20 protein-coding genes, 1 pseudogene and 1 other annotated feature are annotated in these 26039 nt (G+C 47.6%); of the genes and pseudogenes, 15 read left to right on the plus strand and 6 right to left on the minus strand.

The window, feature by feature from the left end:
* On the plus strand, positions 1-1051 hold a 1051-nt coding region (locus M3N64_RS10185), incomplete at its 5' end, for an N-acetylglucosaminidase (RefSeq protein WP_249101916.1).
* 278 nt (positions 1052-1329) lie between these two features.
* Here M3N64_RS10185 and bacA read toward each other — a convergent pair.
* Positions 1330-2133: an undecaprenyl-diphosphate phosphatase gene (gene bacA / locus M3N64_RS10190; protein WP_249101918.1), complete on the minus strand. Its 804-nt coding sequence runs from the start codon at positions 2131-2133 to the stop codon at positions 1330-1332.
* A gap of 664 nt (positions 2134-2797) precedes the next feature.
* Positions 2798-3052, plus strand: a binding site (T-box leader).
* A gap of 163 nt (positions 3053-3215) precedes the next feature.
* Here bacA and argC point away from each other — a divergent pair.
* The 11 genes and pseudogenes from argC (at position 3216) to M3N64_RS10250 (ending at position 17393) form a co-directional block, all read left to right on the plus strand.
* Positions 3216-4253, plus strand: coding sequence for an N-acetyl-gamma-glutamyl-phosphate reductase (gene argC / locus M3N64_RS10195; protein WP_249101920.1), 1038 nt, complete (start codon positions 3216-3218; stop codon positions 4251-4253).
* 13 nt (positions 4254-4266) lie between these two features.
* The gene (gene argJ / locus M3N64_RS10200) at positions 4267-5490 is read left to right on the plus strand and encodes a bifunctional ornithine acetyltransferase/N-acetylglutamate synthase (RefSeq protein WP_283163406.1); all 1224 of its coding nucleotides are present in this window, start codon (positions 4267-4269) and stop codon (positions 5488-5490) included.
* A 23-nt stretch (positions 5491-5513) separates the two neighbouring features.
* Entirely contained in the window at positions 5514-6317 is an 804-nt protein-coding gene (argB, locus tag M3N64_RS10205) for an acetylglutamate kinase (protein WP_249101922.1), read from the plus strand.
* Positions 6310-7506 carry an aspartate aminotransferase family protein gene (locus M3N64_RS10210; RefSeq protein ID WP_249101926.1) on the plus strand — a complete coding sequence of 399 codons (1197 nt, stop codon included), beginning with the start codon at positions 6310-6312 and terminating at the stop codon, positions 7504-7506. The genes argB and M3N64_RS10210 overlap by 8 nt, the downstream gene beginning before the upstream one ends.
* A 17-nt stretch (positions 7507-7523) precedes the next feature.
* Complete coding sequence (locus M3N64_RS10215; RefSeq protein WP_249101928.1) at positions 7524-8612, plus strand: carbamoyl phosphate synthase small subunit; 1089 nt, start codon at positions 7524-7526, stop codon at positions 8610-8612.
* The gene (gene carB, locus M3N64_RS10220; RefSeq protein ID WP_249101930.1) at positions 8596-11832 is read left to right on the plus strand and encodes a carbamoyl-phosphate synthase (glutamine-hydrolyzing) large subunit; all 3237 of its coding nucleotides are present in this window, start codon (positions 8596-8598) and stop codon (positions 11830-11832) included. Before M3N64_RS10215 ends, carB begins: the two co-directional genes overlap by 17 nt.
* Before the next feature lie 5 nt (positions 11833-11837).
* Positions 11838-12797, plus strand: coding sequence for an ornithine carbamoyltransferase (argF, locus tag M3N64_RS10225; RefSeq protein WP_249101932.1), 960 nt, complete (start codon positions 11838-11840; stop codon positions 12795-12797).
* Between the two features lie 22 nt (positions 12798-12819).
* Positions 12820-14079 (plus strand): argininosuccinate synthase, encoded by a 1260-nt coding sequence (locus M3N64_RS10230; RefSeq protein ID WP_249101934.1) that lies wholly within the window; start codon positions 12820-12822, stop codon positions 14077-14079.
* Entirely contained in the window at positions 14036-15424 is a 1389-nt protein-coding gene (argH, locus tag M3N64_RS10235; protein WP_249101936.1) for an argininosuccinate lyase, read from the plus strand. Before M3N64_RS10230 ends, argH begins: the two co-directional genes overlap by 44 nt.
* Positions 15425-15741: 317 nt before the next feature.
* Positions 15742-16982 (plus strand): annotated as a pseudogene (locus M3N64_RS14265) (multidrug effflux MFS transporter).
* Between the two features lie 15 nt (positions 16983-16997).
* On the plus strand, positions 16998-17393 hold the full coding sequence (locus tag M3N64_RS10250) for a hypothetical protein (protein WP_249101944.1): 396 nt from the start codon (positions 16998-17000) through the stop codon (positions 17391-17393).
* A gap of 189 nt (positions 17394-17582) precedes the next feature.
* On the opposite strand, the gene M3N64_RS10255 is transcribed toward M3N64_RS10250, so the two are convergent.
* The 5 genes from M3N64_RS10255 to M3N64_RS10275 all read right to left on the minus strand — a co-directional run bounded on the left by M3N64_RS10255 (position 17583) and on the right by M3N64_RS10275 (position 21249).
* The gene (locus M3N64_RS10255; RefSeq protein WP_249101947.1) at positions 17583-18107 is read right to left on the minus strand and encodes a YceI family protein; all 525 of its coding nucleotides are present in this window, start codon (positions 18105-18107) and stop codon (positions 17583-17585) included.
* A 157-nt stretch (positions 18108-18264) separates the two neighbouring features.
* Complete coding sequence (locus M3N64_RS10260) at positions 18265-18903, minus strand: NAD(P)-dependent oxidoreductase (protein ID WP_249101949.1); 639 nt, start codon at positions 18901-18903, stop codon at positions 18265-18267.
* A 52-nt stretch (positions 18904-18955) separates the two neighbouring features.
* Positions 18956-19372: an Rrf2 family transcriptional regulator gene (locus tag M3N64_RS10265; protein WP_249101951.1), complete on the minus strand. Its 417-nt coding sequence runs from the start codon at positions 19370-19372 to the stop codon at positions 18956-18958.
* Positions 19373-19712: 340 nt separating this feature from the next.
* The gene (gene rpiA / locus M3N64_RS10270; protein ID WP_249101953.1) at positions 19713-20384 is read right to left on the minus strand and encodes a ribose-5-phosphate isomerase RpiA; all 672 of its coding nucleotides are present in this window, start codon (positions 20382-20384) and stop codon (positions 19713-19715) included.
* 109 nt (positions 20385-20493) lie between these two features.
* Positions 20494-21249, minus strand: coding sequence for a glycerophosphodiester phosphodiesterase (locus tag M3N64_RS10275; protein WP_249101955.1), 756 nt, complete (start codon positions 21247-21249; stop codon positions 20494-20496).
* 477 nt (positions 21250-21726) lie between these two features.
* Between M3N64_RS10275 and M3N64_RS10280 the strand changes: the two genes are divergently transcribed.
* The 3 genes from M3N64_RS10280 (at position 21727) to M3N64_RS10290 (ending at position 25938) form a co-directional block, all read left to right on the plus strand.
* The gene (locus tag M3N64_RS10280; protein ID WP_283163408.1) at positions 21727-22683 is read left to right on the plus strand and encodes a DMT family transporter; all 957 of its coding nucleotides are present in this window, start codon (positions 21727-21729) and stop codon (positions 22681-22683) included.
* 176 nt (positions 22684-22859) lie between these two features.
* Complete coding sequence (locus M3N64_RS10285) at positions 22860-24692, plus strand: APC family permease (RefSeq protein WP_249101957.1); 1833 nt, start codon at positions 22860-22862, stop codon at positions 24690-24692.
* A gap of 121 nt (positions 24693-24813) precedes the next feature.
* Positions 24814-25938 (plus strand): AbrB family transcriptional regulator, encoded by a 1125-nt coding sequence (locus M3N64_RS10290; protein ID WP_249101959.1) that lies wholly within the window; start codon positions 24814-24816, stop codon positions 25936-25938.
* Positions 25939-26039: the final 101 nt, after the last annotated feature.

Consider the following 26039-nt stretch of genomic DNA (forward strand, 5'->3'; position numbering starts at 1 on the left):
GCTGACAACGCTGAAAAAGGGAAGCAGTGTGGAAGTGGTCGGTACGAGCGGAAGCTGGCTGAAGATCAAATACAACGGCGGAACGGCTTATGTCTCAGGCGATTATGTGAAGAAGCAAGGGGATGATTCGGATCATTCGGATTCCGGAACTTCGAAGAATAATGGTTTAATTACAACAGGTGTTCATTTTCGACAGGGCCCTGGAACGAATTATAAAAGTTATGCTGTGCTTCAGGCGGGCACACTCGTTGAAATTCTTGCTGATGCACCGGACGGCTGGGTGAAAATCAGTTATAACGGTAAAGACGGATATGTATATGGTGATTATGTGAAGGATGAGACAACAACGACCATTAAGGATGGGAATACGGCATATACAACGACTAAGTATGCCATTTCATTTGGACAGGCATTGGCAAAAGAACAGAAGGTGAACAGCAGTTCATCAATTGCACAGTATCTTAATCCCAAAAATTTTAGTAAGGGGAGCGTTGAATACTATCAATTTTTACAGCTTTCCTCGCTTGCTAATGTCTCTCTCGGAGATATAAACACAATGCTGAAGGGCAGAGGAATACTTTCGGGCCAGGGACAGGCTTTTATTAATGCAGCTAAAAAATATCAGGTGAATGAAGTTTATCTGGTCTCTCATGCGCTGCTTGAGACAGGAAACGGAACATCCACACTGGCTAACGGCGTTAAATACAATGGAAAAACCGTTTATAACATGTTCGGTATCGGTGCCTATGACGGCAGTGCGGTCTCCAGCGGAGCAAAGTATGCTTATAATCAGGGATGGACGACGCCTGCAAAAGCAATTGAAGGTGGAGCAGCATGGATTGCAAAATATTATGTTTATAATGCGACCTATCGGCAGGACACATTGTACAAAATGCGATGGAATCCGGAGGCACTGGTTGAAGGGAATGCCGCACATCAATATGCAACCGATGTCGGCTGGGCAGTAAAGCAGACACCGATGATTGACCGGCTGTATGGTATGATTACACAGTACACGTTGACGTTCGATGTTCCGGAGTACAAAAATTAACCGTTTGACCAGACAGCGTTCAGCGATTGTAGAAGGCGTTGCGACGTTAACTTCGCTTTTCCAGTTGTGTTTCATGAACGAAAAAGAGTGCCTCAAAGTCAGAATTACTTTGAGACACTCTTTTTTACAAGGTCAGGAAAGTAAAAAATCTTTGCCCTGCATCAAACCAGCAAGACTAGATCATATCAGAGCATCGAAGTGGAGGCGCGCCCGCAGCAAACGAGCAACCGCAACGATGACGCAAACCCAAAAATCGATGCCCCGTGGTTAATCAGCACTTAGAAAAGAATAAACAATGCAAAAACCGCTGCAAGAATAAATCGGTAAACGGCAAATGGGACAAGCGTGAAGCGGCGAAGCAATTTCAGAAAGAAGATGATTGCAAGCATGGCAACAATAAATGCAGTGATAAATCCGATTACGAAAAGCGGGATATCGCTGAGGGTCAGAAAATCAAGACTTTTGTAAAAGTCGTAGCCGCTTGCGCCGATCATGATCGGAACGGCAAGAATAAATGAGAATTCTGCGGCCGTTTTTCTTTCCACTCCGGCAATCAGACCACCGGCGATCGTTGATCCAGAGCGTGAAAAGCCGGACCAGAGGGACAGGCACTGGAAAAGCCCGATGATAAATGCCTGCTTGTAGGATAATTCTTTAGTTGCGGCGTAGTTACGGCCTGCAGTAATTTTTTCGGCAATAATCATCAGAATGCCTCCGACGACCAATGCAATGAGCACACTCTGTGGTGAGAAAAGAACGCTTTTAATAAAATCCCGTAAAAGGACGCCGAGAATGATTGCCGGTAGCCCGGCGACAATGATGTGCAGCAAGTTCAAATGTTCCGGCCCGTTTTTTGGTTCATTTCGGTATAATCCGAAAAGACTCCACAGCCGCTTCCAATACAGGACAACAACAGCCATAATTGATCCCAGCTGAATAACAACCTCAAAAGTTTTAGCTGTGTCGCCTGTAAAATGCAGCAGATCAGCGGCAAGGATTAGGTGTCCGGTTGAAGAAACCGGAGCAAATTCAGTGAGCCCTTCAACGGCTCCGAGGATGATCGCAATCAATAATTGAATCAAAAGTTCCACCAGCCTTAAATCAGGAATATGTTCGTTGTTAAACAAGCCTTTTCATTATAGCATATTCATCTTTTGCTACCTGAGCTCTATTGCGGAACATTTGATCCATGGCAATATACTTTCAGTACAAACACGTTACCATTTTACTGCAGCCATGTTTTTCACAGGCGAAGTCAATCTGTGGTGAAAAAACATAATTTTTTTACAAAGGTAAAGAAATTATAAAGTTTTAACTAAACATAAAGGTGTATGCCAGGTACGAAAGATGAGACGTCTGCGGAGCGTTCCTGTTGACCCAGGTGGCAGCGGGACCTCGCAGATTCCAGCTTGTCCGAGAAGGCACTTGCGGTGCACCCGCGGCAAGCGGGCAGCCGGAGCGTCCATCAGGTACAGGATCAACAGAAAAGGACTGGATTTAGCACGGTCTAGTCTTTCTAAACAAAGAACATCATAATACTTTTTGAACGGAATAGACTTTAATAAATATGTCTGTAAATGCGTTCCTGACAAGGTGCCCCATTACACTGTGGCGTCAAAGAAATCATGAGCGGATAAAAAGTTTCGATCAGCTCGGTGTGAATTAATGTGAAAAGGGGGTTGACTTATTAATAGATCAAGGTATAATGAATATCACACAAGTTAGAAATAACCGAAAATTATTAAATGACAGCTAATGAAGAAGAGAGTAACAGTGGAGTATTGTCTCAGCAAGCCGGGTTGATGGGAGCCGGTACAGTCAAAACTGCGAACCGCACTTCGGAAGCGATGGCTTGAAGATTCAGGTAGGGTCATCCGGGAACTCCCGTTACAGAGATTACAAGCTGATTCTCTCTTTGAACGCGAGAAATGAAATCTCGGTTTCTTTGTGAGAATAACCAGAGTGGTACCGCGGGCACAGTGATCAACGCTCGTCTCTTTTCAATATGGAAAAGAGGCGGGCGTTTTTAATTTTGCACCTAAAAGTCCCGTCTTTATCAGGCTTGATCTCGATTGCTTAGTTTCGTACTAAATGTGTAGTTTAATACTCTGAAGCGTTAATGAAGTGCATTGATAAAATTATGGTTATATTGGAGGGTGTTCAAGTGAAGGCAGGTGTAGTAGGGGCAAACGGATACAGCGGGGCAGAACTGGTACGTCTGTTGCTGAATCATCCGCAAGTGCAGTTAGAAATGCTTATTGCCCATTCAGCTGCGGGTACAGAAATTCAAAGCATTTATCCGCATCTTGGCGGTGCCATCAGTCAGACGTTGGAAACCTTTGACGCGGATGAGCTAGCGGCGAGGACCGATGTTGTATTTTTTGCTACTCCCGCCGGCGTAAGCAGGAATCTGCTCCTGGAATGCCTGAAACGTGGATTGATCTGCATTGATCTTTCCGGTGACTTCCGCCTGAAAAATCCGAATGATTACGCCGAGTGGTATCAAAAGGAACCTGCGGACGAAACGCTGCTTCACGATGCAGTTTACGGACTTGCCGAAATTAATAAGAAACAGATCGAGAATGCTTCTTTCATTGCAAATCCGGGCTGCTATCCGACAGCCGCGCTGCTCGGCCTTGCTCCGGTATTGAAGAGCGGCATCATTGATCTGCAGTCAATCATCATTGACGGAAAATCCGGTGTATCCGGTTCGGGGAAAAAGGCGATCATCGGCAACCTGTTCAGCGAAATCAATGAGAGCGTCCGGGCATATAAATTAGGAACACATCAGCATACACCGGAGATTGAACAGACTATCGCTGCGATCAGCGGTGAACTGACCGCTGTTACCTTCACCGCTCACTTAATTCCGATGACACGCGGGTTAATGTGCACGATATATGCACAGCTGAGGCAGGGATTTTCAACGCGCGAATTGCTTGCACACTATGAAACGTTTTATGCCCGATCACCTTTTGTACGTATCAGGCCGATGGGCACGTGGCCGGCGACGAAAGAAGTGCTCGGCTCCAACTTCTGTGATATCGGGCTGAACGTGGATGGGAGGACAAGGCGTCTGACTATTGTTTCCGTCATTGACAATGTTGTCAAAGGCGCTGCCGGTCAAGCGATTCAGAATCTGAATTTGATCAAGGGATGGGATGAACAGACAGGACTTGTGTTTACCCCGATCTATCCTTAAGAGGGTGAGATAGATGGCAGAGATTTATGAAAAAACAAATATTACGTATATAGAGAAGGGCAGTGTCGGCACGCCCAGGGGATTTAAAACCGGCGGTCAGAATATCGGACTTCGAGCAGGCCGTCCAGATATGGGCTGGATTTATTCGGAAGTACCGGCAACGGCGGCGGGTGTTTATACCACGAATGTGTTTCAGGCGGCTCCCCTGCAGGTGACCAGGGAAAGCATGGAAATGGGAGATCAGCTGCAGGCTGTTCTTGTAAATACAGTCAGTGCAAATTCATGCACGGGGCAGCAGGGAATTGACAATGCGCGAACGACAAGGAAATGGATGGCAGAGCATCTGAACATTGCCGAACATCTGGTTGGCGTCGCATCGACAGGCGTGATCGGCATGCAGCTCCCAATGGACAAAATGAAGCCCGGCATCGCATCTATTAAACTGAATGATCCGGCATCGCCGTTTGAAGAAGCGATTTTGACCACAGATACGAAGCCGAAACATCTGGCAGTTCAACTGGAGGTTGACGGCAGACAGGTCATGATTGGCGGTGCGTGCAAGGGATCGGGGATGATTCATCCTAATATGGCAACGATGCTCGGATTTGTGACAACAGACGCATCCGTTGCTCCCGAAGCGTTGAAGGCCGCTTTAAAAAGTGTCGTCAATCGGACTTTCAATCGAATCACGGTTGACGGTGACACCAGTACGAATGATATGGTTCTTCTTCTTGCCAATGGCAGAGCGGCAAATCAACTACTGAACGAGCAGCATCCGGAATGGTCGATTTTTCTGCAAGGACTGGAATACGTCTGCCGCGGTCTGGCTAAATTCATCGCCGGAGACGGCGAAGGCGCAACCAAGCTGATCGAAGTTCAGGTGAGCGGTGCCAGAGATGATGAATCGGCCAATGTAATCAGTAAAACGATTGTGGGTTCGAGCCTTGTGAAAACAGCGATCTTTGGCGGTGACGCGAACTGGGGAAGAGTGGTCTGCGCAATGGGCTACAGCGGTGAACAGTTCGATCCGAAAAAGGTGTCTCTGGCGCTTGGGAACATCGCATTGTTCAAGAACGGCGTTCCCGTTCACTTTGATGAGGAGGAAGCATCGGAATATTTAAGCGGCGATACGGTTGTGATTCGTGCGCAACTGGGCGAAGGCGGCGGCAAGGCGGTTGCGTGGGGCTGCGATCTGACTTACAACTACGTAAAAATCAATGCATCCTATCGTTCATGAAACCATGAGTCAGGAGGTCAACAATGAACCATTATCTTGTCATTAAATGCGGCGGAAGCGTTTTTGATAAATTGACACCCGCTTTTTTTAACAGTATACGGAAAATTCGGGCGGAGAGTCATTGGCTGCCGGTGATTGTGCACGGCGGCGGGCCGGCGATTTCTCAAATGCTGAGCAAGCTGGAAATCCCGACGGTTTTTCACAAAGGGCTTCGCGTAACGACGCAGGAAGTACTTGATGTGGCGGAAATGGTCCTCAGTGGAATGATGAACAAACAAATTGTATCCAGAATCAGTGCATCTGGAGGCAAGGCGTTCGGTATGAGTGGTGTGGACGGAGGTTTATTTAAGGCCAAACCGCTGGGATTGTCCGAACTTGGCTATGTCGGCGAAATTATTTCGGTGAACACAACAATCATTACCAGCCTGTGCGGGCAAGGCTACATTCCCGTCATTTCTCCGATTTCGATGGACGATCAGGGACAGCATTACAACATCAATGCCGACCAGGCGGCCGCTGCCATTGCATCGGCGCTGAATGGAAAACTCTGTTTTATCAGTGATGTACCCGGAATATTGGTTGAAAAAGATGGAGAGATGGTTCGGCTGAAACAGGTTTCCGATCTCGAAATTGAACGATTGATTGAACTTAAGAAAATCAGTGGTGGCATGATTCCAAAGGCAAAGGCTGCCGTAGAAAGTCTGAAACAGAACGTTGAAGAGGTCGTCATTGTGAACGGTATGATGCCGGAATGTCTCATTGACTATGCAAATGGCGAAGAAGTTGGTACCAAAATTTTTCTTGAGGAGGAAGCACTCCATGCTTAATACAAAATCAGAGGAAAAAATCGCACCGGTCATGTCCGCTTATGGACGGTTTCCAATAACGATTGAGAAGGGAAAAGGCAGCTTTGTTTGGGACAGCGCAGGCATAAAATATCTGGATTTTACGGCCGGAATTGCTGTGCTTGCTCTGGGCCATGTACCGGATCTTGTGGAAGCGGCATTGAAGCGTCAGCTGGATACACTTTGGCATTGCTCTAATTTGTATCACATTGCACCGCAGGAAGAGCTGGCCGGCATGCTGACTGAACTCACGTGCTGTGATCAGGTTTTCTTCTGTAACAGCGGTGCGGAGGCGAACGAAGGGGCGATTAAGCTGGCTCGCCGCTATGCTACTTTGGTGCTCAACAAACCGGAAGGGCATATTGTTACGTTCCATCATTCTTTCCACGGTCGGACTCTTGCGACCATGACGGCCACTGCCCAGGAGAAGATTCAAAAAGGATTTGGGCCGCTTGTTCCGGGATTCAAATATCTTCCTTTTAATGATGAAACGTCTCTTGGCGATGTAGAAGCAGACAGCGAATGTATTGCGGTGATGCTGGAAATGGTTCAGGGAGAAGGCGGCGTGATTCCGGCAGACAAGGCGTGGGTTCAGAAACTTGCAGCAGTCTGCAGGGATAAAGGTATTCCGTTAATTGTCGATGAAGTCCAGACGGGCATGGGGCGCAGCGGTACCCTGTTCGCCTATGAACAGTATGGCATTGAACCGGATATCCTGACTGTTGCCAAGGCACTTGGCTCAGGGATTCCGATCGGAGCATTCCTTGCTAAGAAGGAAATTTCAAAGCTGTTTACACCGGGAACGCATGGTTCGACATTCGGAGGCAATCCGTTTTCGACCGCGGCCGGTGTTGCGACAATCAAGGCTTTCAAGGAACTCAATGTTACAGAGACCTGCATGAAAAATGCGGCCTATCTGAACACGGAGTTAGACACACTCAAAGAAAAATATCCGAGTCACATCACTGCAATCCGCGGACTCGGTCTTCTGATCGGTGTCGAGACTACGGCGCCGGCAATTGATATTGTGAATCAACTGAGAGAAAAACATCATGTACTCATACTGACTGCCGGCAAGCACGTGCTGCGTATTCTGCCGCCGCTGGTCACTGATGAAGCGGAAATTAACATATTCATTAAGGCGTTTGACTCTGTACTCAAAGATCTTTAATCAGGAGGCTGCAGATGATGAAAAAAGGCTACTTGCTTCTGGAATCGGGCCAGCTTTTTACCGGCTTTCGTGTCGGCGCTAGTGCGTCGGTAATGGGTGAAGTCGTTTTCAATACGAGTATGACCGGTTATCAGGAGATCCTGACAGATCCGTCTTATACGGGGCAGATCATGACTTTCTGCTATCCTTTACTCGGCAACTACGGAGTGAATGCCAGTGATAATGAACATCCCGGCATTCGGATGCAGGGCGTTCTTTTCAGCAATCTGTGTGCCTTGCCGAGCCATTATCAATCGATCAGGACGGTGGATCAGTGGCTGAAGCAATCCGGTATTCCAGGACTTACGAATATTGATACCCGCGCAGTGGTCAGAGCGGTTCGGAAGTGCGGCACAATGAAGGCTGCCATCACTGATTCACCTGACTTTTCAGCTGTCAATTGGCACCAGCCGCTTCCACAAAATGTGGTAGACCAGGTCTCAATAAAGAAAATGGCAACGTACGAAGGATCAGGTCCGCATGTGGTACTGATCGATTACGGATTTAAAAAGTCAATGCTGAATGCGCTGCTTAACGAAGGATGCAAAGTAACTGTGGTACCCTATAACACCGACGCTTCGGCAGTTGCGGCACTCAAACCCGATGGCGTGATGCTGAGCAACGGACCTGGGGACCCCATTCATCTGAAGCCACTGTTCGCAGAAATTAAGCGCATTGCTTCAAGTTACCCGACTTTGGGCATTTGCCTTGGTCATCAGCTGATTGCGCTCGCGTTTGGAGCGAAGACCGATAAATTACTGTTTGGTCATCGCGGTGCCAATCACCCGGTTAAAGAAACCGCAACCGGGAAGGTGTGGATCACTGCACAGAATCACAGCTATGTTGTCGAGAAGGGCAGCATCAATCCGGAACAGTTTTCAATCAGTTATTTTAATGTGAACGATGGATCGGTAGAGGGACTGAGACATAAGCGGCTTCCTATTGAAACGGTACAATTTCATCCGGAAGCACATCCGGGTCCCGACGATACTCATCCGATCTTCTCAAGATTCATTCATATGATTAAACAAAACAAGGGTGAAGTCACTCATGCCGTTACGTACTGAAATTAAAAAAGTGCTGGTCATCGGTTCAGGGCCGATTGTGATCGGTCAGGCAGCGGAATTCGATTATGCAGGCACGCAGGCCTGTCTCGCCTTAAAAGAAGAAGGTATTGAAGTCATTCTGGTCAACAACAACCCGGCCACGATTATGACCGATGATCAGATTGCTGATCGAACCTACATTGAACCGCTGACCATCGAAACCATTGAAAAAATTCTGGCCAGAGAACGTCCGGATGGCCTGATCGGAACACTCGGCGGACAGACCGGGCTGAATCTTGCGGTTGCTCTGCACGAACAGGGTATTCTGGACAAATATGGTGTAGAGCTGCTTGGTACTTCAGTCGATTCGATTCGGCATGGCGAGGATCGCGAGATGTTCAAAGATTTAATGCTTGCCATTCATGAACCGATTCCAGAGTCTGAAATCATCCGTTCCTATAATGACGGCCTGGCTTTTGCTGAGAAGGCCGGATATCCGTTGATTATCCGTCCAGCCTATACGCTTGGCGGCTCCGGGGGCGGATTCGCCTGCAACGAACAGGAATTGGATCTGGTTCTCCGCAGGGGGTTGAAACTCAGTCCGATCCATGAAGTCTTAATCGAGAAAAGTATCAAAGGCTGGAAAGAAATCGAATATGAAGTAATGCGTGATGCCAATGATACGTGCATTATTGTATGCAACATGGAGAATGTGGATCCGGTCGGCGTTCATACCGGAGACAGCATTGTAGTGGCTCCTTCGCAGACATTGTCTGATGTGCAGTACCAGATGCTGCGCAATGCATCGCTGAAAATCATTCGCGCCCTTAAAATTGTCGGTGGCTGTAATATCCAGTTCGCGCTTAACCCGAATTCCGATGAATATGCCATTATTGAAGTTAATCCGCGCGTAAGCCGTTCATCAGCGCTGGCGTCGAAAGCAACCGGTTATCCGATTGCGCGTGTTGCGGCAAAATGTGCGATCGGTTTCCATCTTGATGAGATTCTGAATCCGATTACCGGGACGACCTATGCTTCGTTCGAGCCGGCAATTGATTATATTGTTGTAAAAATCCCGCGTTTTCCATTCGATAAATTTACCGAAGCCGACCGCAGTCTCGGTACGCAGATGAAAGCGACGGGTGAGGTGATGGCCATTGACCGAACCTTTGAGGGTGCCCTGAACAAGGGAATTCGTTCGATGGAAACGGGTTTTTCGGGACTTGAAAGCAAGGATTTAACAAGCGAATCGAAGGAAACGCTTGAAATGCATTTGGAGAAGGCGACGGATCTGCGTCTTTTTGCAATCAGCGAATTGTTCCGGAGAGGCTGCACGGTTGCGGATGTTCACAGGATGACAGAAATTGATCGCTGGTTTCTGACTGCGATCTATGGGATTGTTTCCCTTGAAAACGAATTGATGCAAACGGGATTTAAAGCGCTGACTGATGCACAGCTTGAACGGGCAAAATGGATGAATATTGGCGATCAACGTCTGGCACAGCTTCTGAATGTTTCTGTGAACGAGATTCAGGTGCGCATCCGTACCGCGGGGCTTGCACCTTCCTACCATCTTGTTGATACATGTGCCGGAGAATTTGAAGCACAGACACCTTATTATTACTCAACCTGGTTCGGCGCTGATGAGGATTCGGCCAGTGATCGTCCGAAAATATTGATTGTCGGCTCCGGACCGATCCGCATTGGTCAGGGGATTGAATTCGACTATTGTTCGGTACAGGCAACATTAGCAATTAAGAAACTTGGCTATGAAGCAATTGTGATCAACAACAATCCGGAAACCGTCAGCACTGATTATTCGATTGCCGACCGGCTCTATTTTGAACCGCTTGCAATTGAGGATATTCTGCATGTTGCTGAGAAAGAAAACGTTCAGGGGGCGCTTGTTCAGTTCGGCGGCCAGACAGCGATTAATGTGGCGAAAGCACTGGAAGAAGCAGGCATCAAAGTACTCGGAACCTCGACGGAAAGTATTGATCGCGCGGAGGATCGGGAGCTCTTTTATAAACTGCTGCAGTCGCTTGGTATCCCGCATATTCAGGGAAAAACGGTGCACCATCTGGAAGAGCTGCGCGCCGCAGGCGATGAGCTTGGTTATCCGATTCTTGTGCGTCCGTCCTATGTGATCGGTGGTCAGTCCATGTTCCTGTTCCATCGGCCTGAAGAACTTGATGCGTACATGAACAGTGACCGGTATTTGGGTGCGCACGCATTCCCGCTTCTCGTTGATCGTTATCTGCCCGGGATTGAGTGCGAGGTCGACGCGATCAGCGATGGGGAGCGGACAGTCATTCCAGGCATTTTCCAGCATATTGAACGTGCCGGCGTGCACTCGGGCGACAGCATTGCTGTTTTCCCATCCTTCAGTCTTAACCAGACGTTGCAAAATGAAATTGAAACGGATACGCGCAAAATTTGCCGTGCACTGGATGTGAAAGGTTTAATCAATATTCAGTTTGTGATTGCATCGGGTAATGTGTTTGTACTCGAAGTGAATCCGCGTGCCTCGCGTACCGTTCCGATCGCCAGTAAAATGACCGGCGTGCCAATGGTTGAAAAAGCTGTCGGTGTTCAGCTTGGAAAGTGTCTGGCCGAACAGGGACTCGCCGACGGCTACTGCCCACGTCCAGGATTCTATGCGGTAAAGGCACCGGTATTCTCGTTCACAAAACTGAAGGGGGTCGATCCGGTGCTTGGACCGGAAATGAAATCGACGGGCGAGCAACTTGGCATGGACAGCACGCCAGCCGGAGCCTTTATGAAGGGCGTTTACTTAAATAAAGCAACCCCCCTTGCAGGAATGCCTGGAAAAAGAACGGTTTTCTGTTCCATTGCAAAAAATCAACGGGACGAGAGCCTGAATTTAATGAAACAACTGAACAATCACGGTTTTATCATTTTAGCAACGTCGGGGACAGCAGATTACCTTATGGAAAAAGGCATGCCGGTGGTAAAGGTTGCAGCTGATGAGGCGGCAGTGTCCATGCAGATGGCAAGCGGCAAAATAGCCGCCCTGTTCAATATACCGACCGCGGGACGCAACAGAGGCTCGTTCGGATTCAAAATTAGGGAGCTCGCTCTCCGTTATCAAATCCCCATCTATACTTGCGCGGATTCACTGAAAGCCGCATTATCAATGGTGAGCGATGATAAAACATCGGGTGTGCTGACGGTTGAAGAGTACCGAAATTTAAGTTATATGACGAATAAGGGGAAGTGAGCAGTATGACAAACAAAACGGCATCTACTTTGCAAGGACGGAATTTTCTGACCATTGCTGAATTTACGGAAGAGGAATTGAAATCATTTCTGCATACGGCAGTTGCCTTGAAGTCGATGCAAAAGCAGGGAATTACGCATCATTTCTTAGAGGGGCAGACCCTGGCTATGATTTTTGAAAAAGCGTCAACGCGCACACGTGTCGCCTTTGAAGTCGGCATGTATCAGCTTGGCGGATCGGCATTGTACTTAAGCAGTAAAGATATTCAAATTGGACGTGGTGAGACCATTGCGGATACCGCTAAAGTCCTCTCACGTTTTGTTGATGGGATCATGATCCGCACGTTTGGCCATGAAGTAGTCGAAGAACTGGCGGCCAATGCCGATGTTCCGGTAATTAATGGCTTAACCAATACACACCACCCGACTCAGGTACTGGCTGATCTGCTGACCATCTTCGAACATAAAGGCAGTCTTGCAGGCCTGAAAGCATGCTTTGTCGGTGACGGATACAATAATATGGCTCATTCGCTGCTGGAGGGTGCGGCAGCGGTCGGTATGAACATGACGGTAGCCAGCCCGAAAGGCTACGAACCGGACCAGGCCGTTTTTAATGCAGCTAAGGCAAGAGGAGCAGAAAATAACTGTGCCGTAGCGCTGACTCATTCACCACAGGAAGCGGTGGAAGACTGTGACGTCGTGATCACAGATACGTGGCTGAGTATGGGTGATGAAGATGAAAAAGAACAGCGTCTGCACGATTTTCAGGGCTTTCAGGTAGATGATGCCCTGACCGCACTGGCAAAACCGGATCATATTTTCATGCACTGTCTGCCCGCCCATCGCGGAGAAGAAGTGACTGAAAGCGTCATCGACGGTGTACATTCGGTTGTGTTTGACGAAGCGGAGAATCGCCTGCATGCCCATAAGGCGATATTGAAATGTCTCATGGAAAAGAATGCATAAATAATTTCAGGAGGGTTTATCAATGGCAAAAGAAAAAATCGTTTTGGCATACTCTGGAGGTCTTGATACCTCGGTCTGCATCAAATATCTCCAGGACAAATATAATTATGATGTGATCGCGCTCAGTATCGATGTCGGTGAAGAAGGCAAAGATCTGGCAAAAGTAAAACAGAAAGCACTTGACGTGGGCGCCATTAAATCATATGTTGTCGATGCAAAGGAATTGCTGGCGGAGAATTATCTGGCTCCGGCACTGAAGGCTAATGCGCTTTATGAAGGTGTTTATCCGCTTTCTTCCGGACTTTCCCGTCCATTGATCGGCAAACTGCTTGTTGATGTCGCGCATAAAGAAGGGGCGACAGCTGTCGCACACGGCTGTACGGGCAAAGGAAATGATCAGGTGCGTTTTGAACTGGCTATTCAGGCCCTTGATCCTTCGCTTAAGGTGGTTGCTCCGGTTCGTGAATGGGGCATGACTCGTGACGAAGAAATCAAATATGCGGAAAAGAACGGGATTCCGATTCCGGTCGATCTCGACAATCCGTTTTCCATTGATGCTAATGTCTGGGGGCGCGCATGCGAGGCGGGCGTTCTGGAAAATCCATGGAATGAGGCGCCGGAAGAAGCGTTCGCCTGGACAAATCCGATTGAGAAGACACCGGATGCTCCGGAGTATATTGAGATTGAGTTTGAAAAAGGTGTTGCTTGCGGTCTGAACGGCGAAAAGAAACCCTTTATTGAAATCATCAGAGAATTGAATGCGCTCGGTGGTCTCCATGGGGTCGGGCGCATTGACCATATTGAAAATCGCCTTGTCGGCATTAAGTCACGTGAAGTGTATGAAAACCCGGCCGCTTTAATCCTCATCAATGCACACAAAGGACTGGAGACAATCACGCTGACAAAGGAAGTATCTAAATTTAAGCCGCTCATCGATAAAGAAATTTCCCAGGTGATCTATGATGGTCTCTGGTATTCACCGATCAGAGAAGCATTGATGGCTTTCGTTGAACAAACGCAGCAAGTCGTTTCCGGAACGGTTCGAGTGAAGCTCTTCAAGGGGAGCCATACGGTAGTCGGCCGTAAATCGGACAACAGCCTTTACAATGAAAAGCTAGCGACCTATACACAGGGCGATGCATTTGACCACAATGCGGCCGTTGGCTTCATTAAGCTATGGGGACTTCCAACGAAAGTGAATGCCGAGGTTCATAAGCATGGGGAAATGGAGGTTGACCATGGCAAAACTGTGGGGCGGCCGGTTTACGAAGTCAACCAATAAGCTGGTTGACGCGTATACCGCGTCGATTTCATACGATCAGGAACTGGCAAAAGAAGATATAGAAGGCAGCCTGGCTCATGTCCAGATGCTCGGCGAATGCGGAATTGTGACAGAGGAAGAGGCAAAAAAAATTCAACATGGACTGCGGTCTATTTTGAAAAAAGTAGAGAACGGTGAAGCACAGTTTTCGACAGATATGGAAGACATCCATATGAATATCGAGAAAATGCTGATCGACGAAATCGGACCGGTCGGCGGAAAGCTTCATACCGGCCGCAGCCGCAACGACCAGGTGGCAACCGACATGCATCTGTATGTGCGAAAGAAGACGTCGGTACTGATTGATTTGCTTGAAGACGTGCAATATGCGCTGCTTGAGCAGGCGAAAGCGAACATCGAGACGATTCTTCCCGGATACACCCATTTACAGCGTGCGCAGCCGGTTTCCTTCGCTCATCACATGCTCGCCTATTTCTGGATGTTTGAGCGTGACAAAGGGCGTCTGCGCGACAGCGTCAAGCGGATAAACATTCTCCCGCTCGGCGCCGGGGCTTTGGCTGGCACCACATTTCCGATTAACCGCCGCCGTGTTGCTGAACTGCTTGATTTTGACGGTGTTTATCCGAACAGTATGGATGCCGTCAGTGATCGCGATTTCGTGGTTGAAGCACTCGCGGACTGCTCTTTGATCATGGTCCATCTGTCTCGGCTTTCAGAAGAGATGGTACTCTGGAGCAGTCAGGAGTTTCAGTTTATCGAACTGGATGACGCATTCTGTACAGGATCAAGTATCATGCCGCAAAAGAAGAATCCGGATGTTTCCGAACTGCTTCGTGGAAAAACAGGACGCGTGTTTGGCCACCTGATCGGATTACTGACTGTTCTGAAGGGGCTGCCACTTGCCTACAATAAGGATATGCAGGAAGACAAGGAAGGTATTTTCGATACGATAAAGACGTTGGAGGGCGCATTGAAGCTGCTCGCGCCGATTCTTGAGACGATGACGGTCAAGAAGGACCGAATGCGTCATGCGGTTGAAAAAGATTATTCGAATGCAACCGATATTGCGGATTATCTGGCAAAGAAAGGACTCCCTTTCCGCGAGGCACATGCCATTACGGGAAAAATGGTTCTGTATGCCATTGAAAATAAAAAATATCTGCTTGATCTTGATCTTGCTGAATACAAACAATTCAGCCCGCTGTTTGAAAAGGATATTTTTGATGCGTTGCTGCCTGAAAATGTCATGCGCGCGCGTGAAAGCGAAGGCGGAACAGCACCTCATCAGATTGAGATGCAACTGAAACTCGCGGAAGCATGTCTGCATCAGAACGATTCGCTCTGATCAGCTGTTTCATATATCAGTTACCCATGGGATGAGTAGTATAAGTGCTGCTCATACCTGGATCAGTAACCCCCCTAATTTGCTTAAAGATCGCTGGTCTTGAAGCGACGGATACCAGAAGAGGTATCCGTATTTTTTTACTTTACTCTTGAAAGTTTAAAAGTCAGCGGATTGTCGTATAAGTTCAGCCGAACACGAAAAAAGTTAATTGAACAGGATTTACAGACATTGGTAGATCATTTATTTTAGTTGTGCACTGTTTTTTTGTTATGATAAATTTTGGACCTTCCCGCGAGTTTTAAAAGTAAGAAAGGAGGATTAACGTGAAAGCAGTACAAATCGATTCAGCGGTGGCGTACAAAAATAAAGGCGGATATGTCCGTTTTGTGCTTGTACTGGGAGCACTTGGCGCATTCGGTCCGCTTTCAATGGATATGTATCTTCCGTCCCTGCCGTCCCTGACTCGAGACTTGCAGACGACAACATCCATGGCACAATTAAGCATCACAGCATGTTTGATCGGACTTGCAGCGGGACAGTTAATTCTCGGACCGCTCAGTGATAAGTTCGGGCGAAAGATCCCTCTACTTTCCGGATTAATTCTGTTTACACTGACTTCGTTACTTTGCTCGATCACGACATCAATTGGATTACTTGTCATTCTGCGATTGATCCAAGGTATGGCGGGAGCTGCAGGTATGGTGATTTCACGGGCAATTGCCCGGGATCTGTATTCGGGATCGAAGCTGACCCGATTTTTCGCAATGCTGATGGCTGTCAATGGGATATTTCCCATTCTGGCACCGATTATGGGCGGTTTTGTGCTTCAGTTTACGTCCTGGCATGGCGTTTTTATCGTCCTGTGTGTGATTGGATTTTTGTTGTTTTTAAGTGCATTATTCTATATTCCTGAAACACTTCCTGCTGAAAAACGTATTTCAGGCGGACTTGGAACGACTGTGTCGGCGATGGGGGATATTTTCCGAGACAGCCGTTTTGTTGGCTATGCGCTTGTCCTTGGCCTGGTGATGGGGGCAATGTTTTGCTACTTGCAGGTTCATCATTCGTGCTGCAGGACATGTTTTCTGTATCGCCTCAAGGTTTCAGCTGGATTTTCGCAATGAACGGTTTTGGCATTGTGCTAATGTCTCAGCTTGCCGGGTTTCTTGCTGGACGTGTTGATGCACGAAAAATCATGCGAACTGGAATTATAATTGCAGCAATTGGCAGTATTGCACTCTTTGCGAGCCTCCTGCTCGAACCGCCGCGTCTGGTTGCGGTTATGATCCCGCTTTTTCTTGTTGTTTCAATGGTTGGTCTCGTCAATTCAACAGCCTTTTCACTGGCGATGCAAAGCCAGGCGAAGGTGGCCGGAAGTGCTTCGGCAATTCTGGGCTTCGGCATGAATACAATTGGTGCGCTCTTGTCACCGCTTGTCGGACTAGGGGGCAGTCATACGTACTTCCCAATGGCTTTAATGATTTTGTTCTGTGACAGCAGCGCGCTTGTTATCTATTCCGTCTTTATCAGAAAGAAAGCGCTAAAAATTGCGAAATGAAAGAAGATTGGTCCAATGCAATCCTTTTTAATGGATTTATATCAAATTCGTCCAAGTCAGCTTTATATAGATCAGGAAAAACTGGAACGGTTAAAAGAATCTTTTAATCCGCTGAATGTGCGTTTTAATGTACCGCTGCCAATTAAAAGGAACGGAGGCGAGGTATTTCTGACTGATGGACATACCCGCGCCCTTTTGTACAGTGAAGCCAGGATATCGGTTATTCCCGTGTACTGGGATATGGATGATCTCGATATGGCCCTCTATCAAACGTGCCTGGACTGGTGCCGGAAAGAAAAGGTTGTTTTTATTGATGATCTGAAAGACCGTATTCTCCCGCATGAACAATTTGTGAAACAATGGATTGACCGCTGCACCCAGGCAATTAAGAAAGAAAATAGAGATTTTTGAGCGATTGCAGTTGGTTTGGTGCTGGTGCCTGGTTTTGGAAAAGTACAGCATACACAAAGAGCCGCCCGTGAAGGCGACCCTTTGTGTATCAAGTGAATTGGATTAAGTATACAGGAAGATCCATGTTCTTCCGTTATTTCTATGCCCAATGTGAAAATCGGAATTTATCGGATTGCTTCCACCAGCTGTTTACGCATTTAAAGTAAATTCAACATCGGCGTTAATTTTGATCTTGTTGCCAACGACAAGATTTCCGTTTGCCAGTGACTGGCTCCAGACGAGTCCGTAGTCACGGCGGTCAATTGCGAAGGACAGGCTGGCGGCATTGCGTTTTAAGCCATATGGATCGTCAATCGGCGTGCCGACTTCTGCTTCAAAGCTGATCGTTTTGCTCGTTTCTTTGATGGTCAAGGTTCCTTCAACCTGATAAGTGTCTTCGTCGGTTGCGGTTACTTTCGTTGAAGCAAATTTAATTTCCGGAAATTTCTCTGCATCAAAGAAATCAGCGCTTTTTAAATGGTTGTCACGATCCTTAATACGTGTGTTGATGCTTGCAACATCAATGGTTACGTTCACTGCAGCAATCTTCCCGCTGTCATCGGTTGTGACTGTTCCTGAAGTTGTCTGGAAACTTCCTTTTACGTTCGACAGCCCCATGTGTTTTACAGAAAATGCTGTCTCCGTGTGTGCCGTATCGATTGTCCATTCTGCCATAATACTCATCTCTCCTTTAGTGATTGTTCTATTTTTTAAAAGGCTGTGTTAAAAATCCTGTTGCGCTTTACCACGAAGGGGCACGCACTTTCTGCTGAATGCAGAAAATTGAGCCGGGAAAATAGCAACAAAATTTAACAATGCCCTGGGTACCCAATTAATTTTCCTCTGAAACAACGGTAAACCGTCCATTCACATGTTTTGGCTGTTCAATTTCATCAACAAGTGCTGCTGCATAGTCTTCATAACTAACATAACTCTTTCCGTCGCTGTTGACGAGAAGATTATCTTTGCCTGTCTTGTAATGCCCGGTCCTTTGACCGAGTGCGAAAATGGCCGACGGACTCAGAAATGTCCAATTCAGATTCTCAGAAGCCTGCAGTTCTTCAAGACTCGCAGTCATCGGAACAGCCACCGATTTGAATGCTTCAGGAAAATCAGGTGTGTCAATCAGGCGGATTTTCTTTTCATCGTCTACAAATAAACTGCCTGCCCCGCCGACGATAATCAGACGTGTCCCGGGCGCATTTTCAAGCAGATGACTGAGCTGCCTTTCTGCTTTGATGTACAGCTCTCCTTTATCAGGTGGAGTGGCAAACGCATTGACCACCACATCAAAAGCAGTCAAATCATCACGCGTCAGATCGAAAAGATCTTTTTTAATGTAAGGAATACTGGGATCCTTCAGATTTTCAGGATGACGGACAATGGCAGTCACCTGATGACCGCGATTCTGCGCCTCCTCAGTAATGCGGGAGCCTGCTTTGCCGGCGGCACCAATAACGGCGATTTTCATGAAACACATCTCCTTTTGATGTAACTCATTTAGTTACATCGAAATTAAAAAATTAATCTTCAACAAAAAGACGATGAAGAATGTCCTGCAATGTTTCTGCGGAAAGCCGCTCCTCTAACGCTGTTTGCGCGGCACCGAACGCTTCATCAAGGACACGCTGGATACCCTTGCCGACCGGACAGTGCGTGTTCGGATTATCATGAATCGCGAACAGGCTTTCATTCGGTTCAACAGCATGGAATATATCCAGCAAAGTAATTGCTGTCGGACCACGGGTCAGCCATGCACCTGCCTTACCGGCTGTTGTCTGAATCAATCCGGCCTTTTTCAGCATACCGAGCAGCCTGCGGATGACAACTGGATTTGTATTCACGCTGGAGGCGATGTATTCAGACGTCAGATCCTCATGCGGCTTCGATGCAATTAAAGCTAAAATGTGGATGGCGACAGCGACACGTGTGTTAATCATTGTTCTCTCACCACCTGTAACCATTATAATTACATGATCGAGTGCTATCAATGGATATAGAAAAATTTTTTATACTATAAGAAAATTTAAAATTCAGCGGATTATAGTATAAGTGCAACGGCGGTTTCGCCCGTGTCAAAGGCTTGGCAAAGCCAAGTTTTCTAATATAATGATGAAGATGGTTGCAAAATTGAAACATGACTCATTATTCCAATTGGCTGCTGAACGAGTTGCTCTGTGGTAAAGAAGCCCATCATCAATTTCATTGAACGTTTTGCCGGTGCGTTCTGAACGTAAAAAAAACTCTGCCCGACTGGAGCAGAGCTGACAGGCAAGACGATTATTGGTTTAATGTCTCTGTATGGCCATCCGGATAGCCGACAATCACCTTTTCTGTAAGACCAAGGAAAAGTCCGTGTTCAACTACGCCGGTCAGGTGATCCAGCTCATTTGCCAGCGCTTCCGGATTAACGATGGTATTCAGATGAAGATCAAGGATGTAATGACTGGCATCTGTGACATATGGATGTCCATCTGTGTCAAGGCGAAGTGTGGGCGCGTAGCCTTTCTCGGATAGATAATTGCGTACATACTTCCATCCAAAAGGAATCACTTCAACTGGAAGGGGGAATGCACCGAGCTGTTTCTTCGTCTTTGCGCTGTCAACAATCCAGATACAGCGGGAAGATGACTTGGCGACAAGCTTTTCATACAGCAGTGCACCGCCGCCGCCTTTGATTCCGTTTAATTGTGGGTCCACTTCATCGGCCCCGTCAATGGTTATATCAATTTTCTCGACTTCGCTCAGCGTACGCATCGGTATTTTCCATTCGTTTGCCAGTTTAATCGTTTTTTGCGAAGTGGCAACGCCGATAACGTTAAATCCGTCTGCCACTTTTGTTGCCAGGGCCTCAAGAAAATAATAGACGGTTGATCCTGTACCGAGACCGATAATCTGGCCTTCTCTGATTTCTTCAATCGCTTTCTGTCCTGCCGCTTGCTTTCCGTTCATGTATTATCCCTCGGTTTCTGATCTTGTGTCGCTAACTGCTGGTGTTCAAACGTCCATCTTATTATACCGGAAGAATAGAGCGGGTCCAATTGACATTCTCGGCATAAGATCAAAAGTGTCTGCTATTTGCAGCTTTCTGAATGCTTCTCCGCAGATCAAGAGCCGCTTCAGGATAATCGGTAATAATGGCGTCCAGGCCCATCCTGAAGGCGTGTTCCATATTTTTGGGATGGTTGACAGTCCAGGCGCGTACTTTAATCCCATGCTGCTGAAGCTGCGCAGCAGTCTCAGAAAGGGCGGATGGCTGCCAGAGATGCTGGGCGGTCGCGCCAGTCTGCTGTGTATAGCGCCATGGATCGGCAAGGCGTTCCCATAAGAGAAGAGCAATGTCTGCATTCGAACGGATTTTTTTCAATCGAATAAGTGATTCATGGTTAAACGATGAATAGACAACCGGGGCGTGCGGTCGATAACGCTCAACGAGTTCTGCGACGCATGCTTCAATGCCCGGGTATACATTGCGGTCGGTTTTGAACTCGATATTCAGAGTGCCGGGGTAATCGGCAAGAAGGTCAAGCACTTCAATTAACGTCGGTATTCGCGTGTGTTTGAATTTCGCCGAAAACCAGATGCCGGCGTCGAATTGCCGCAGTTCATCCATTGTATAGTTTCTGATCTGCCCTTTGCCGTTTGTCGTCCGATCTATTTTCTCATCGTGCATCACAACAACCTGCTGATCTTTTGTTAAGTGAACGTCCAGTTCGATTCCGTCGCTTCCGACACGCATCGCTTCTTCGAAAGCGGGAAGTGTGTTTTCAGGGCAATTGCATTTACTGCCACGATGGGCGTAAACAGCTGTTATCACAATCAAGCCTCCTTGTTCGTTGTAACACTTTACGAAACCGAGTGTCTCATTTATGAAGATTGGAGCAATCTTTTTCATTTATATTCTATAATGACGTAAAGATGAAGGGAAGCCGGACATACATTTTGTACGCATCCAGAACTTTTTTTCGATGTCTCGAAGCTGGATGAGCCGGCGGTAAACAGACACTGCCAGAACATCTTCGATGACTTAAGCCGGGTTGCGGCTGCCACTGAAAGTGTATCTGATAAAGCCGCTGTGCTGGCAGGCGATGCAAATATCCTCCTTAAAAGCGGCGCACATGGCCAGATTCCAACATCTAATGATTGTGCGAACCGTTTCTGTATCTGCCCTTCTTAACGTGGCTTAACTATGCTAAACTAGACTTCTCAAATCATGAGCGATACGTAGAAAGACAGCAATGATTCAATCGGAACGGTATCCTTACAGCATTGAATCGGGAAAGGGTGATGAGATATGGAACTCGCGCGTCAGACAGTAAAAAAAAGTGACTTCGGCCGGCCGCTGGGTATGGTACGGGTGCTTAGCGGCGCGATGTTGTGGGGCATATCCGGCAATGCAGCACAATATTTGTTTGACATTCATAAGATCAGTGCTGGTTGGCTGACCTCTGTACGTATGCTGACATCAGGTGTGCTTCTTCTTTGCATCATGCAGTGCGGCAAAGACCGCCGCCTGATCTGGGACATATGGAAAAGCCGTCAATCCGCTCAGTCTCTGCTCATTTTTGGTTTGATCGGCATGATTGGTGCTCAGTATACTTATTTTGAAGCGGTGGCTGCGGGCAATGCGGCAACAGCAACCCTTCTGCAGTATCTCAGCCCGGTTCTGATCATGCTTTACCTGACGGTTCGGCTGAGGAAAAAGCCAAGTACAGTCGAAATTTCCGCTATTTTCACTGCACTGCTCGGCGTTTTTTTTATTGCGACGAAAGGGCAGATACATCATCTGTCGATTGCACCATCTGCATTTTTCTGGGGACTCATGGCGGCTCTTGGCGGGGCCATCTATGCGACCCAACCGGGTGAACTGCTCAGAAAATTTGGTCCGGGTATCGTGGTTGGATGGGGGATGGTTATCGGGGGAGCGGCGATGAGCTGTTTCTATCCTCCCTGGCGTTTTCACGGTCAGTTGACGATGCAGTCGGTGATCGGTATCGTGTTCGTCATTGTCTTTGGCACTTTGATTGCTTTTTATCTGTATCTTTCCAGTTTAAAGTATCTGCAGCCCATTGAAACCAGTCTGCTTGGCTGTGCGGAGCCCTTATCGGCGGCAGTGGTCAGCGTCGTCTGGATGGGTGTTCCATTTACGCTTTTTGACTGGATCGGTGCGGTCTGTATCGTAGGAACCGTGATGATGCTGACATTGTTGAAAAAGAATCCGGCAAAAAATAGAATGAGCGGGGAAGAATAAGAAATAATGTCGGATGTTGATTATTTCCGGGGAAATGTTGATAAATTTCATCCCATTTTTACGATTACTGTTGATTTTTGCTCTTGCTTTGCGCTTCTTCGCGGCATACAATCACAATGCGGAAGAACCCAGACGTGCATTTGTCTGATGTGCCGTACAAATAAAGGAGTAGGAATATGCTAACAAAATTAAAACGGCTTCTGATCGGGAGGCCGTTAAAGTCAAATGAATCACACAGTCAAAAATTAAATAAATTTAAAGCTTTGGCTGTTCTGTCCTCGGATGCGCTGTCATCAGTTGCCTACGGGCCGGAACAAATTTTAATTGTTTTGATGGCAGCCGGGAGCGGCGCGCTCTGGTTCTCGCTGCCGATTTCGCTTGGTGTGCTGATTCTTTTAGTCGCGCTTGTTCTGTCTTATCAGCAAATTATCTATGCGTATCCGCAGGGCGGTGGCGCTTATATGGTTGCCAAAGAAAACCTGGGCACCAATTTTGGCCTTACTGCCGGCGGCGCGTTGCTCGTTGATTACATTCTTACAGTGGCGGTCAGTATATCGGCAGGAACAGATGCCATTACTTCCGCATTCCCGGCGCTTCACGACCATAGTGTGTCGGTTGCCGTTTGTATTGTTGTACTGATCACGATCCTGAATTTGCGCGGATTGACGGATTCAGCTACCTTGCTGTCTTACCCGGTTTATTTTTTCGTACTGATCATGTTGATTATTATAGGCGGTGGTATCTATGCGGCCTTAACCGGCACCATTACGCCGATTCACCAGCATGCTCAGATGGGAACGCCGGCTATGGGCGTCAGCCTGTTTCTCCTGCTGCGCGCCTTTTCATCAGGATGTTCAGCTCTGACTGGCGTCGAAGCCATCTCAAATGCGATCCCCAGCTTTAAAAATCCGGCACCAAAAAATGCGGCGAAAACTCTGCTGATGATGGGCGGCATTCTTGCAATTTTGCTGGCAGGCATTGTTTTTATTGCCTATTGGTTCGGTGTGCATCCGGTGAATGATCAGACCGTGCTGTCCCAGATCGCCGGACATTTGTTTGGACGCAACATTTTTTACTACATGATCCAGGCGTCTACAGCACTTATCCTGATTCTTGCCGCGAACACGGGTTATTCAGCCTTTCCACTGCTTGCATTCAATTTGGCAAGAGACAAATATATGCCCCGGCCATTCAAAGTCAGGGGTGATCGTCTCGGTTATTCAAACGGAATACTGACATTAGGCGCACTGTCCATCATCCTGATTATTATTTTCAAAGGAAGAACGGAAAACCTGATTCCACTTTATGCGGTTGGCGTGTTTATTCCCTTCTCACTTTCGCAGACCGGGATGATTGTACATTGGATCAGGCAAAAACCGAAGGGCTGGGGCGGGAAGCTGGTGATCAATCTGATCGGTGCATTGATCTGCTATTTGATTCTTGCTATATTCTTTCTCACGAAGTTCACAAATATCTGGCCTGTGCTTGTCTTTGTCCCGATTGTCATCATTATTTTTCATAAAATTCATGAGCATTACATGCATGTGGCGGAGCAGCTGCGCATCGATTTTTCAGAACCGCTGCCTGTCATCCATTCATCCGACAATGTGATCGTGGTACCGGTTGCCGGGATAACGAAAGTTGTCGAGCAGTCACTGACCTATGCCAAGTCTTTATCGGATAATGTAATGGCTGTCTACGTCGGCGACAGTCCTGAAGCAATTGAGAAAATGACACGTGAGTGGAATGAATGGAATCCCGGGGTCCGTCTGGTTACGCTCCATTCTTTATATCGAAGCATCGTCAGCCCGCTGGATAAATTTATCAGTACAGTAAAATACAAGGCGGATAAAAGCGGGGCGACCGTTACGGTCGTATTTCCGCAGTTCTATACAAAAAAGTGGTGGCAGAGCCTGCTGCATAACCAGTCAGGCGTTCTCATTAAAGCCAGTCTGATCCGGCACAAAGATGTTGTCATTGCAACAGTCCCATATCATTTCAAAAAATAGGCATGGTCAAGCATCATCATGTGATCCGCACGGGCTGGCTCACGAAGTTTCACAGAGCCTGCCCGATAAGGTAAAAACAGGCACAGGAATTGCCAAAAAGGAGGGAGCAGGTGAGACGCATTTGAAACTATTTATGAAAAACGTACTGTTCCTTTTAATCTGCAGCATTGGCGGCTTAATCCTTACTATGGCTGGTCTTTCCATTGGTTGGATGATTGGCACATTGATCACTGCCGGAGCATTTTCTCTTATTCGTCCGCGACTGCTTCGAAAGATTCAGGATGAACGCGGACTGGGCAGCTACTGGCTGAAGATTGGCCAGCTGATTCTCGGTGTACAGATCGGCCATCAGGTTCATTTGTCTTTATTTGCCGTTTTTCACCGCGGCTGGCTGCCGATTTCGACCATGATCCTGATGTCAATTATACTAGCACTCCTGAGTGGATTTGTACTGTTTCGCTTCAGTCAGACCAGTCTGATTACGAGTCTTTATGGAACAACGCCCGGTGGTTTATCGTCGATGATTGGCATTGCAGCTGAGTCGGGAGCCAATATGGCGGTTGTCAGTATGATTCAGACACTGCGTGTGATCCTTGTTGAGAGCACAATTCCATTCACCGTGTCACTCCTGGCTGTTCATGTCCATGAATCTGCATCAGATTCGGCGGTGGCCCCTGTCTCTGCGTTGCGTCCAGAGGCGGCATTCGGTCTCGCCTTTCTTTTGCTGCTTGCATGTCTTGGCGCATTGGCGGGAAGCCGATTACATATGCCGGCGCCGTGGCTGCTTGGAGCCTTGATCAGTGTTGCCGCAGCACAGACACTGTTTGAATACATAACCGCGCGCGACTTTCCCGTCTGGCAGCCACCTGCTTTGATTATTGCCGCACAAATCATGCTTGGGGCTTGCGTTGGTGCAAGGCTGTATCCGGGCATGTTCCGTGGCATTACACGCGCTTTTTTGGTAGGGCTGGCAGGCTCCGTCGGATTGACGGCAGCCATGTTTCTTGGTGCGCTGCTCGTATCGGCGCTGACCACCGTTGATCCGGTAACCTGCGTTCTGGCCTTTGCTCCTGGGGGAATCGATGTGATGGCGATTACATCGGAAGTGCTGCATGCGGATTCTACGTTTGTGGTGGCCGTACAGGTCTTGCGCGTGCTCGTTATCTGTATGCTGCTGCCGCCTTTTTTTAATCAAATTCAGCGCAAACGGGAACAGCAGAATCAGAAAAAGATAACCTCAGGTTGATGTTTATATTAAAACGCAGGGCATAGGCATGAGAACGCATGTTCAGTCAAACGTATGCCGGGGCTATTATCGCAATAGTTAACTGCGCGTTTCCTTAAGAG

The sequence above is a fragment of the Sporolactobacillus mangiferae genome (genome assembly GCF_023336505.1).
Lineage (GTDB): Bacteria > Bacillota > Bacilli > Bacillales > Sporolactobacillaceae > Sporolactobacillus > Sporolactobacillus mangiferae.

What these genes read in the sequence shown, in the direction of transcription:
- argJ (WP_283163406.1), top strand. Translation starts at nt 4,267, where the DNA reads ATGGCAGAGATTTATGAAAAAACAAATATTACGTATATAGAGAAGGGC.
- argB (WP_249101922.1), top strand. Translation starts at nt 5,514, where the DNA reads ATGAACCATTATCTTGTCATTAAATGCGGCGGAAGCGTTTTTGATAAA.
- M3N64_RS10210 (WP_249101926.1), top strand. Translation starts at nt 6,310, where the DNA reads ATGCTTAATACAAAATCAGAGGAAAAAATCGCACCGGTCATGTCCGCT.
- M3N64_RS10215 (WP_249101928.1), top strand. Translation starts at nt 7,524, where the DNA reads ATGAAAAAAGGCTACTTGCTTCTGGAATCGGGCCAGCTTTTTACCGGC.
- carB (WP_249101930.1), top strand. Translation starts at nt 8,596, where the DNA reads ATGCCGTTACGTACTGAAATTAAAAAAGTGCTGGTCATCGGTTCAGGG.
- argF (WP_249101932.1), top strand. Translation starts at nt 11,838, where the DNA reads ATGACAAACAAAACGGCATCTACTTTGCAAGGACGGAATTTTCTGACC.
- M3N64_RS10230 (WP_249101934.1), top strand. Translation starts at nt 12,820, where the DNA reads ATGGCAAAAGAAAAAATCGTTTTGGCATACTCTGGAGGTCTTGATACC.
- argH (WP_249101936.1), top strand. Translation starts at nt 14,036, where the DNA reads ATGGCAAAACTGTGGGGCGGCCGGTTTACGAAGTCAACCAATAAGCTG.
- M3N64_RS10250 (WP_249101944.1), top strand. Translation starts at nt 16,998, where the DNA reads ATGCAATCCTTTTTAATGGATTTATATCAAATTCGTCCAAGTCAGCTT.
- M3N64_RS10255 (WP_249101947.1), bottom strand. Translation starts at nt 18,107, where the DNA reads ATGGCAGAATGGACAATCGATACGGCACACACGGAGACAGCATTTTCT.
- M3N64_RS10260 (WP_249101949.1), bottom strand. Translation starts at nt 18,903, where the DNA reads ATGAAAATCGCCGTTATTGGTGCCGCCGGCAAAGCAGGCTCCCGCATT.
- M3N64_RS10265 (WP_249101951.1), bottom strand. Translation starts at nt 19,372, where the DNA reads ATGATTAACACACGTGTCGCTGTCGCCATCCACATTTTAGCTTTAATT.
- rpiA (WP_249101953.1), bottom strand. Translation starts at nt 20,384, where the DNA reads ATGAACGGAAAGCAAGCGGCAGGACAGAAAGCGATTGAAGAAATCAGA.
- M3N64_RS10280 (WP_283163408.1), top strand. Translation starts at nt 21,727, where the DNA reads ATGGAACTCGCGCGTCAGACAGTAAAAAAAAGTGACTTCGGCCGGCCG.
- M3N64_RS10285 (WP_249101957.1), top strand. Translation starts at nt 22,860, where the DNA reads ATGCTAACAAAATTAAAACGGCTTCTGATCGGGAGGCCGTTAAAGTCA.